The sequence below is a fragment of the Paratissierella segnis genome (assembly GCF_014385195.1).
In the GTDB taxonomy this organism is placed as follows: domain Bacteria; phylum Bacillota; class Clostridia; order Tissierellales; family Tissierellaceae; genus Paratissierella; species Paratissierella segnis.
The window spans coordinates 112,300-123,552 of the sequence record NZ_JACRTG010000003.1 but is presented as its reverse complement, the minus strand read 5'-3'; the positions used below and the strand labels follow the sequence as shown (position 1 = coordinate 123,552).

Genomic DNA, 11,253 nt, shown 5'->3' with positions numbered 1-11,253 from the left:
CTTTTTCAACAGCAACTACTGCGACTACTGCAACTACTACCACGAGATTCCACTAATTTATCCCCGAAAAACCCTACAGCGACTACTGTGACTACTATACTTTTCTACCACGAGATTCCTTGTAATTGGTATTTATCTATTCCAATTATTAACAAAGAAGAGTATTATTTATACAGTTTACACAAAATATTTTACAGGCTCAACCTGCCTGCTTCCTTCATGCCTTCTGTAGTATCCTTATGGTCTCCGTCTTCAACCTTTGCAAGTTCTCCTGTCTCTAAGTCAAAATAATAATAAAATGCTGTCCCCATAGCTGATACGTAATAATATTTTTCCATAGTGTTAGTGGAATAGTCAAATTTATAATAATCGACTGTTTCATTTCCTTCCAAATCAGTCTTTATAAATTCAACATAATTTTCATCTTTATTTATGGATATCTTCAGTCCGGAATCCTCAAATGGACTATTTTCCGTATCTACATAAATTAAAAGTCCATCTTTTTCTTCAAATTTTGTTTCTCCTTTTTCGGCGTCATCATTTTGATCCTTGTTTTCTTCTATTTGATTATCTGTCGGTGGTACATCTTTCTCACCATTATCTTTCTTCCCACAGCCTACTAAAAAGCTCATTGCTAAGGTAAATACCAGTAATAATGCTATAATTTTTTTCATTTCTTTCTCCTTTTCTCTATTTAATTTATATTAAGCAAGCTTTTTACACTTGTCTCAACATCTGTTTTAGATATTTGAGTGATTTTTATATAATCGCTGTCCATCTTTTCCGCTAAATCTTTTGCAAATCCATATTCTATATAATTATCTTCAGTATCTATTACCATGGTCTTAATCCCTTCATTTCTTATCTTTTCTCCTAACTCAAAGGCATCTTGCAAGGGATTGTTTGTTTTTAGCGGAACATTTGCCTTCCCATCGGAAACAACTACAAGATATTGCAAAGAATCCGGATTTTTTATTTTATCAGTCTTAAGAATCTGATAGGAAATATATAACCCTGCTGCCAAAGGAGTTTTCCCGCCTGTTGGCAGATTTCTAAGACATTTTTCCGCTAAATCTACGCTTCTCGTAATATTTAGCATTACTTCGGCTTTATCTTTTCTAAACACTACAATTCCAATATTGTCTCTTTTTTGGTACGCATCATTTAACAAAGAAAGCACTGCTCCTTTTACAGCTCCCATTCTCCTTCTTGCACCCATGGAACCACTTGCATCAACAGCAAACAAAATAGTTGCACCTGTTTGCTTTTCTCTTACCTTTTCTCTTAAATCTTCTTCCTTTATGCATATTGCCAGTCCATTTTTATCTCGATTCTTCTGCTTGGAAGCTGATGCCCTCAAAGTAGCATCAAATGCTATATCTTTTACCTTTTCCTTTGGAAATCTATATTTTATATATCTCCCTTTGTGGGTATTCGTCTTTACTTTAGATCTTTTGCCTGAACCTTCGTTTGAAACTTTGTCCTTAAACTCAATATTTATGCTTAGGGGTTTATTTGTCCCGACTATATCCTCTATGCTTTCTTTCATCTCTTCATTTTCCAAATCCCCTTCTCTTTCCAATTGAATTTCTTGGTTTGAGTTCATGCTATTAGTTTCATTACTTTTATCATCTGAAGATATATCATTCTTCCTATCTTCTATTTTACTATCGTCTAAAGGCTCTGCTTCGGTCTCTAAAATCATAGCTTCTTTCAATCTGTGGGGCAATGCAAATGAAGCAGCTTCCTCAATATCCTTTTTGGTGATGAACTTTCTTTGATTTAAAGCTGCAATTGCTTTGGAGGTTTCAATCAATACTATTTCTCCTCTATGGCCTGCGCAGTTTCCCTCTTCTGCCAAGCTAACTGCAAAGGATAAATTTCCATTATCTATTTTAATATCTTGTATTATTTTTTTTGCTGAATCAATTTTTTCCTCTATCCTGTTATTTTCTTCTTTCCATCTTAATGAAAATTCCCTTGGATTATTTTCATAATCCATGCGCCTTTTGATAATCTCCATCCTATTTTCTATATTAGTTACTCCTTTGACTTCCACATATAGTCCAAACTTGTCCAATAACTGAGGTCTTAAAATACCCTCCTCCGGATTCATGGAGCCAATTAATATAAATTTGGTAGGATGGCTGTAAGATATTCCTTCTCGTTCCACCACATTGACTTCCCTAGACATAACCTCCAATAAAATGTTGACAATATGTTCGCTCAATAAATTGACTTCATCGATATATAATATCTGATTATTTGCCCTATATAGGATCCCTTTTTCAAACCCTTTCTCTCCATATACTATGGCCTTTTTTAAGTCAATACTCCCTATCAGCCTATCCTCAGTAATATTAAGTGGCAATTCAATTACATCTTTAGATTTGGATATATTTGATAATCCTCTAACTATAGTGGACTTCCCGGTTCCCTTTTCTCCGCTTATAAGAACTCCATTTAACTTTGGATTGATAATATTCAATATCAATGCCTTCTTCATGTCTTCCTGCCTTACAATTGCAGTGAAAGGATACACAAGCTTATTTCTATCCATTTTTACACCTTCTCTATAATTTTTCTTCTATATTGTCCTCCAGTTCCAAATACAATTCCTTTATCTTTTCAATTTTTTCCTCATCAGCATCCCAATACCCCCTGTTATAATACTCCATCATATGTTCAAGTATATCCATATAGGCATAGGGATTATTGTCTATAAGCCTCTTCCTTAGCTCTTCGTCTTCTACATAAGAGTCATAGACATCTTCATATATCCATTCCTCCACCTTGTTTGTGGTAGCAGCAAGCCCCATGATGTTTTCAAATCTATCAGCAATCTTTTGGACTCCATGGTATTGATGTTCAAGCATTCCATCTATCCATTTTGGATTGAGCACTCTGGTCCTTATACCTCTCCCTATGGATTTTTCAATGCTTTCACTGTGAATCCTATCACCTGTCGTATCAGCTATATATACTGAAGCCTTCTTTCCTCTTACCATTTCCACAGATTTTGATAATCCTCCTATGAATTCATAATAATGATCCAAATCCGTGATCTCATATTCATGATTGCTTCTTATTTGTGAGATTATTTCTACAGTTTTTAGATTTTCTTCATATAGACCTTCTATCTTTTTGCCGCGAACTCTATTGTTGTATACATATTGAAGACTATCAATATAGGCCTTGCCTATTTGCTCTTCTTCCTCCCAATTCTTCGTCTCTATAATATTTGTTATGCCTGTTCCATAGCTTCCCTCTTTTGGTCCAAAAATTCTGGATGCAGCTAATTCTAAGGCTTTCTTCTCTTCATAGCCTTCGTCTAATAACTTTTTATAAATTCTCTTTGTATTTCTCTTAAAATAGCTCTCTTCATCACTTTCATCCAATTGCCATAGGGCTTCAAATATTTCGCTTAGATTCCCAATTAAATTGGGAAACATATCTCTGAAAAATCCACACATATTTATAGTAACATCTATCCTAGGTCTTCCCAATTCCTCTATAGGAATGATGTCAAATCTGGGCTCCCATGTGCTGTTCTTTTCGGAAATCCTCACTCCCAAATAAGCTAAAATTTGAGAAAATGTTTCTCCTTGGGTCCTTGAAGTCTCCATTCCCCAAAGTATAACAGCAGTGGATAGCGGATAAGATCCCTCCTCTTTCTTATATGCTTCCAAGGTATTATTGCATATCTTTTCACCTCTCACATATGCAGTTTTAGTAGGTATAAGTCTTGGATCGAATTGAAAGAGATTGTACCCGGAAGGCAATATATCAGGATGTCTATATATATCTCCTGCCAGTTTTGCAGGATTATATTTTCCATCCAATACCCTCAATAATCCTTTCATCTCGTGATTTTCTCCGGAAGTTTCAACAATTCCCATACCATAGTTTAAGGAATCTATATACTCGTCAATATTTGTTTTGTCTATATATGGGAATCCCTCCAAATTCTTGTTTTCAAAATAAAAGTCCACTATTTTTTCTGCTGCATCATCAATTGCTTTTACAGTTTCATACTGGCAATTGTCCAAAAGCTCATTTAAATCATAACCTTTTGACCTTGCAACCAATTCTCTAATGCTTGTGATGCCATTTCTACTATATCTCAATATGCCCTTTGCATATTCCTTTGATTCTTCCATACTATAACCTTCGCCAAATATATGCAGTCCTTTTGGTATAAGACTTCTTTTCATCCTATATAATTCCGATTCGATTTCATCCAAGTCTTCAGGCAAATTAAGTTTTTCTGATAGTTCTTTGATATCCGATAATATATCTTCGCTGGTCTGCGGAGCTAATGATAGAGATTGATGATAATTGTCTATCAAGGACATCAGTCTTGAATAATCCCCATATAATTCACCCTGAATGAAAACCGGCGGCTGATATCCGATTAAATTTGCATGAGATCTCCTTTTAGCTATAGTTGCCTCTGATGGATTTCCGCAATAGTACAAATATATATGGGGTATATCCGCTAACAATCTATCCGGATAACAATTTCCGCTCATGCCGCACTCTTTGCCCTTTAGAAATTCCAAGGTCCCGTGAGTTCCCACATGGATAATCGCATCAGCTTTAAATTCTTCCTTTATCCATTTATAAAATGCTATATACTGATGATGAGGGGGCATAGTCTTATCATGATATGATTTTTCTACATCCTCATTGGTACCTCTGGCAGGCTGCAAGCCTATGAATATATTTCCATCCACTATTCCGGGAATTAAAAACTCATTGCTGTCGGTAGCCATTATATTCCCCGGGGAATTACCCCATTCTTTTATCATTTCATCATAATCAAAGCTATTTTCTAAATCTTTTTTATAATTTTTATCTGGATATATTATCATTTTGTCGCAAGCATCGCTATATCTCCCCGAATTTACAATTCCTCCTGCTGTAAATCTTTCCATAAGCTCTTTCTTAGTCAAAGGGTCTAAATCATAATTATTTTCATGTAAATTCTTTAATATATTTTCTATTGAATTAAAGGTATCTAAAAAAGCTCCTCCAAATAGATTGCTCTCTCCCGGAGGGTAGTTATAGCATATGATAGCTATTTTCTTATCCTTATTTGCCATATTTTTAATGTGAATATAGGATTGTATTCTGGAGATTAGCTTATCCACTCTCTCATCTATTAAAGTAAGTTCATCCGTCATGATATCAAATTCCGCGTCATACTGCGGTTCACCCATAGCACCAACGGGATATGTCTCAATGCATCCGTCAAGTTCAGGCAGCATAACGGAGATTAAAACTTCCGAACTGCTGGCTCCTTGTATGGAATCCTTCCACTCCTCGACAGTTCTTCTGGACATAAAATATGGATGAAAATAGGGCACATCAATTTCCTTCAGCATATCTACAGCCGCTTGAAAATCGCCTCCCATAGGTCCTGCACCCAACCTAAAAGACATAAAATTGACTATAAGATCTATAGGCTTTTCTGTGGACTTCAACAATATATTTCTTATTTTATCCTCGTTATTTTTATAATCTCCTGAAATTCCAACAGGCAGTACATTGACAAACTCCTCTATCCTTTTCTTAATCCCTGCAACAGAGGATGATGTATCCATAGGATATGTATGCCCATAAAAAAGCATGGATACAATGGGTTTTGATTTATCATATGGAAAATCCCTTATATATTCATCATAATTTTCATAAAAATACATGTTCTGAGGATTGCATATACCTGCTCCCACCGTCTCTTTCGGGTCAAGAGGCTTGGGCATATTTTTTATATTTCCATAATCTCTCAGCATCAGATACAGCATATTTGAAATATTGTAATTATCCGCTGTCTTAAAATACTTCATAATATTGGAATAATTTCTCATATCCCGCATCTTACCCGGCATTATTTTACCTAAAGTTTCAGCGGTATTTCTCATTTTTGCAATTCGAGCCATATCCACCTTCTTATTATCACTTTTCATGCTTTCAGCAGTAAAACCTCCGAGACGCATATATTCCCTTGCTCCTCCTCCATATGGAACTATATGCCCTTTGCACTCTTCAAGTCCCATATATACATACTCTACCAAAGATGAAGGGCTTCCCATCAAATCTACAAATACCAGATCGCTGGTTTTGATATCTTCAACTAATCTTTTGCCGCATTTCTCATCCTGCTCTTCTATTCCATAATATATATTTAAATCCAACGTTTTCGGGTATTTCTCTTTTATTTCTTTTCCCGCTTCAATCAAGCATCTTATTGCAGGGGATGATACAGTTACAAATGTAAGCTTCATCTTAATCCCTCCTAAATGACTCTTTTAGCATAGAAAATAGGCTTATTACTTTCCTTATCAATTATTGTTTCAGTTTGAACATTAAATACTTCTTCAATTACCTGAGATTTTAATATGCTCCAAGAATCTCCCTTTGTATATATATTTTTATCATATATGACGATAACTTCATCCGAATATCTAACTGCGTGATTTATGTCGTGCAGCACCATAACTATTGTTATTCCTTCCTCTTTGTTCAATTTGGACACCAACTCCAGTATCTCCAATTGATGGCATATATCCAGATAAGTAGTGGGTTCATCCAATAATAAAATCTCCGGTTTTTGCGCAATAGACATTGCAAGCCAAGCTCTCTGTCTTTCTCCACCGGATAGGGTATCTATCCGTCTGTTTTTTAAATTTGCAACAAAGGTCTTTTCCATTGCCCATTCTGTTATATCATCGTCTTCTTTATTCAAACCTTTCCACCAATCTCTATGTGCATATCTTCCATATTGAACTAGCTTTTTTACAGTTACATCACTCATGGTTGTATTGTTTTGGTTTAGGATAGCCATCTTTTTGGCTATCTCTTTACTCTTCATTTCAAAAATATCGTCTCCATTGAGCAAAACCTTCCCTTTTTTAGGTTTCAAACTTTTGCTCATCGCACGAATTAAAGTAGTTTTCCCGCATCCATTAGGTCCTATAATGGAATAGATTTTTCCCTTCTCAATTTCTAAATCTACTCCAGCCAAAACATTCTTATTTTTATAGTTAACGCTCAAATCCTTTACTCCCAGAATAATATCTTTCATACATTTACTCCCTTCTCAGCAGGAATAAAAAGAATGGCGCTCCTACAACAGCCATTACTATTCCTACCGGAATCTCTGTGGGACTTAAAAATGTCCTTGCAAATGTGTCACTGAACATTAAAAGTACAGAGCCTAATAGCGCAGTTGCAGGAAACATATATTTATAGTCATTGCCCATTATAAGCCTTATGCTATGAGGGACAATAAGACCCACAAATCCTAAAAGTCCTACAACACTTACAGCACTAGCAGCAAGAAAGGCCGCTAATGCCGTAAATCCTAACCTTGTCGCCTCTACATTCAACCCAACACCTCTGGCGACATCATCGCCTAATACCAGAATATTTAATTTCTCTGCAAATACATTGACTAGGATGAATCCCGCTATTGTATACGGTAATATGGTCCATACTTCCGGCCAACTTCTGGAGGATAGACTTCCATTCATAAAGGTCAATGCTCCATGAACCCTGTCACTATAAAAGACTAAAATTCCTGATATACCTGCTCCAAATAAAGCCGATACGGCAACTCCTGCCAATATTATTCTTGTAGTCTGTATTCCGCCCTTCCATGATAATATATATATCAAGAATGCTGCAAACATAGCGCCTATAAAAGCTGCTATGGGAACAAGTCCTATATACTGTGGAAATACTACCAATACAACAATCCCAAAAAGTCCTGCTCCGCTGCTTATGCCTATAATGCTTGGATCAGCCAATGGATTCTTCATTACTCCCTGCAAAATAGCCCCTGACAATGCTAGATTTGTCCCTACCAGAGCTGCCAATATCATCCGAGGCAATCTTATATTCCAAATGACCATCCTCTCCGGACTTCCGTCATCTGTCATAATGACTTCAAATATACGCTTTGGCTCTACCTTTAGAGTTCCTTTTATATTTCCCACCAAAAATGCTATAAACAGAAATATTATGAGAAGTATAATAACCCCAATTTTAAATCCTTTTCTGTCTCTAAGCAAAATATCCTCCTGCATAATTATTGGGTCACCCCTTTATATATTTCCGGATATATAATTTCAGCCATATACTCTATAGCTTCATCGTAATATGGTCCTGCATTATATAAAAAATATTCTTGAGGCAAATGTGCAACCCTGCCTTTCTGAATGGCTGTTACGCCTTTCCATGCAGGATTGTTTGCAAATTCTTCTTCGATTAACTTCTTTGCCAATTCATTACTGCCTATCATACTGGTGACCAATACATAGTCAGGGTCCTTTTCAACAATATACTCTATATCTAAAGGCGTAGTTTCCGAGCCTATAGTATCCGCCGGCAAATCCGAGGCAATATTATCCAGCTTCAATATATTTGCCACATCTCCTGCTATACTATTGTCCAATTTTACTGCAATGGTTTTGGACGTTATGTACAATATTACAACTGATTTTTTCTCATTTGGAAGTTTAGCTACTATTTCTTCCTTTTTTCTTTCCAGTTCGTCTATCTTAGATTCGGCTAATTTTTCATTTTCCAATATCTTGCCAAATGCTCTGTAAGTCGATATGACGTCATCATATCCTCTTATATGAGTAGTAATTACGTCAAAGCCCATATCTCTGAATTTCTTTGCCTGCGTTGACTGAGTACCGACTTGAGCTATTATTAAATCCGGTTGATGAGAAATTACAGATTCCATATCTATGGAATACACAGGTCCTATACTTGGAAGGCTTTTTATCTCATCTTCATATTCAGGTATAAGCTTTACATTATTCGACACATCTGATGTACATATAGATTTTCCTCCTAAATCATACCAAATATTTAAAGGAGTACCGGATAAAACTGCTGCATTTTCCGGCTTCTTTTCTATAACTGTTTCAAGTTTAAGAAAATCCTTCACCGTTAAGGGATAGCTTGTCCCCTCAACTGATATTGCCAGTTCATTGTCCCCTGCTTTTTCTACGGATTTTGTATTGCTCAATCCTCCTACACCTGTTGTTTTAGTACATCCTGTTACGATGGACATCATCATGATTAGAATCAACGGAAATAATATAATCCTATAGTGTTTCATATTTTTCACCCTCTCTTTGATTTAAAAGATAAAAAAACTTCAGCTACCTTTTATTCTCGGTTGCTGAAGTTTGCTCGCAAATAAATTATTATATATGATTAATTAAATAAAGATTTTTTAACAAATTATAGCCTTTTCCATCTACCGTAGAATTATTTCTTTTGCTAATAAATGAGAAAGTATTCTGACTTAAGTTCATCATCTTTTCTGCCTTCCCAGTTTCCCAGTGGCATATTGGAAAAGACTCCTTATTTACAGCGGCGGGACCGTGCAAGATTTCCACTTGCTTCCTAAACCCATTTAACAAATTATTTAGTTTTCATTTTTCATTATACAATAAATATAAGCCCTTATCAAGTAGCTTAATGCTTAATTCAATTCACAATCCTTTTACATAAAAGCAAGGATAACAAAATTTAATATAAATAATATTACAGATACTATTAAAATTGGATGAACATCTTTAACTTCATGTCTACAAATTTTAACCAAAAGATAAAATATAAATCCTGCTGCTATTCCATAGGAAATGCTATAACATAAAGCCATAAATATCCCTGCGAAAAAGGCGGGTATTGCTTCTTCAAAATCATCCCATTTAATTTCACTGAAAGATGAAAGCATCATGATGCCAACTATAATCAAAGCAGGTGCAGTGGCTTGTGTAGGAACCAACCCTGCAATAGGAGCTATAAACATGGAAGCAATAAAAGCTAATGCTGTAACAACACTGGTGAGCCCTGTACGGCCTCCTGCTCCAATTCCGGCTGCACTTTCAACATAAGTTGTTGTATTGGAAGTTCCAAGCAATGCACCAATTGAAGTTCCTATTGAATCTGCAAATAAAGCTTTATCCATTTTGGATTTAAATCCTGAACTTTCTTCCATAGCTTTTTCATCTTCTGCACTAAAAATTCCGGTTTTTCTTCCGGTCCCAATAAACGTCCCTATAGTATCAAAAGTATCAGATAAGCTAAAAGCGAAGATTGTCATCAAAACCAAAGGTATCTTTGCCGGATCAGAAAACAATGAAATTAATCCTTCTTTTCCCAAAGCTGCACCTATAGTAGTGCCTAAATCTCTAAATGCATCACCGATTCCGGCAGTTGCACCTACCTGAGAAATATCTACAATCCCCATTGGAATACCTATTAGAGTAGTTCCTATAATCCCGATTAAAATTGCTCCTTTTACCTTAAATATGAGCAAAACCATAGTTAAAACCAACCCGATTAGTGCAAGCAAAACACCTGCATTGTTTAAATTTACAAGAGCAGGGACTGCGGATGCATCGGCAATGACGGTACCGCTGTCTAAAAGAATATATTTTCCGGGATCGGAAGTAAAATTAATAAGTCCTGCGTTTTTAATACCGATATAAGCAATAAAAATACCTATACCGCCGCCAATTGCATTTTGTAAGCTAACGGGTATTGATTTAATAATTGATTTACGAATCTTAGTAGCTGTAATAATAATATTTACTATTCCGCAAATAAAAACCATTGCTAAAGCTTCTTGCCAGCTAAAGCCTAATCCAAATACTACGGTATAAGTAAAAAAAGCATTCAACCCCATACCGGGACCCAATGCATAGGGTACATTCGCAAAAATCCCCATAAATAAAGTACCTATCGCCGAAGCAAAAATCGTTGCAAGAAATACTGCATTCCAAGGCATTCCAGTTTGAGCCAACATTGAAGGATTAACAAAGATAATATAAGACATAGCAAAAAATGTAGTTAATCCGGCTAATATTTCAGTTGACACCGTTGTGCCATTTCCCTTTAAGTCGAAAAATCTTTCTACAAAGGGTTCCTTTCCATTTTCCATATATAACTTCCTCCTTAGATAAAATATTTCAAAAGACATATCTCAAGGATATATCTCTTAAAAGCATAAAAAAATTTTAATATAAGTATTATATCACAAATTTAGAAGTCTTATTACCTCCACCATATAATTATTTTTCAAATTCAAGTTCCTCCACATTGAATATTATATTTACATTATTATTACTGATATATTCCTACATATAGATTATACAAATCTCCGGTACACCGTATTATGTTTCTATCATATCTTGACGCCTTAATACTGTTCATATAATTGTGCAT

At 35.4% G+C, this 11,253-nt stretch carries 7 protein-coding genes and 1 riboswitch; all 7 genes read right to left on the bottom strand.

Features of this window, described 5'->3' with window-relative positions; all coding sequences use genetic code 11:
* Positions 1-191: 191 nt before the first annotated feature.
* Complete coding sequence (locus tag H8707_RS01280; protein ID WP_262428333.1) at positions 192-674, bottom strand: hypothetical protein; 483 nt, start codon at positions 672-674, stop codon at positions 192-194.
* A gap of 20 nt (positions 675-694) precedes the next feature.
* The gene (locus tag H8707_RS01275; protein WP_262428332.1) at positions 695-2,560 is read right to left on the bottom strand and encodes a magnesium chelatase subunit D family protein; all 1,866 of its coding nucleotides are present in this window, start codon (positions 2,558-2,560) and stop codon (positions 695-697) included.
* Positions 2,561-2,573: 13 nt separating this feature from the next.
* The gene (gene bchH / locus H8707_RS01270; RefSeq protein WP_262428331.1) at positions 2,574-6,287 is read right to left on the bottom strand and encodes a magnesium chelatase subunit H; all 3,714 of its coding nucleotides are present in this window, start codon (positions 6,285-6,287) and stop codon (positions 2,574-2,576) included.
* Positions 6,288-6,298: 11 nt separating this feature from the next.
* A complete protein-coding gene (locus tag H8707_RS01265; protein WP_262428330.1) occupies positions 6,299-7,087 on the bottom strand; it encodes an ABC transporter ATP-binding protein in 789 nt (262 codons plus the stop codon).
* Between the two features lie 4 nt (positions 7,088-7,091).
* Positions 7,092-8,075, bottom strand: a complete 984-nt coding sequence (locus H8707_RS01260; RefSeq protein ID WP_262428329.1) for a FecCD family ABC transporter permease — start codon at positions 8,073-8,075, stop codon at positions 7,092-7,094.
* Between the two features lie 17 nt (positions 8,076-8,092).
* Positions 8,093-9,136, bottom strand: coding sequence for an ABC transporter substrate-binding protein (locus tag H8707_RS01255; RefSeq protein WP_262428328.1), 1,044 nt, complete (start codon positions 9,134-9,136; stop codon positions 8,093-8,095).
* A gap of 157 nt (positions 9,137-9,293) precedes the next feature.
* A riboswitch (cobalamin riboswitch) is annotated at positions 9,294-9,474 on the bottom strand.
* 52 nt (positions 9,475-9,526) lie between these two features.
* On the bottom strand, positions 9,527-10,969 hold the full coding sequence (locus H8707_RS01250) for an NCS2 family permease (RefSeq protein WP_262428327.1): 1,443 nt from the start codon (positions 10,967-10,969) through the stop codon (positions 9,527-9,529).
* Between the last annotated feature and the right edge of the window lie 284 nt (positions 10,970-11,253).

Coding starts and splice junctions, on each gene's coding strand:
- bchH (WP_262428331.1), bottom strand. CDS start 6,287: ATGAAGCTTACATTTGTAACTGTATCATCCCCTGCAATAAGATGCTTG.
- H8707_RS01280 (WP_262428333.1), bottom strand. CDS start 674: ATGAAAAAAATTATAGCATTATTACTGGTATTTACCTTAGCAATGAGC.
- H8707_RS01250 (WP_262428327.1), bottom strand. CDS start 10,969: ATGGAAAATGGAAAGGAACCCTTTGTAGAAAGATTTTTCGACTTAAAG.
- H8707_RS01265 (WP_262428330.1), bottom strand. CDS start 7,087: ATGAAAGATATTATTCTGGGAGTAAAGGATTTGAGCGTTAACTATAAA.
- H8707_RS01275 (WP_262428332.1), bottom strand. CDS start 2,560: ATGGATAGAAATAAGCTTGTGTATCCTTTCACTGCAATTGTAAGGCAG.
- H8707_RS01255 (WP_262428328.1), bottom strand. CDS start 9,136: ATGAAACACTATAGGATTATATTATTTCCGTTGATTCTAATCATGATG.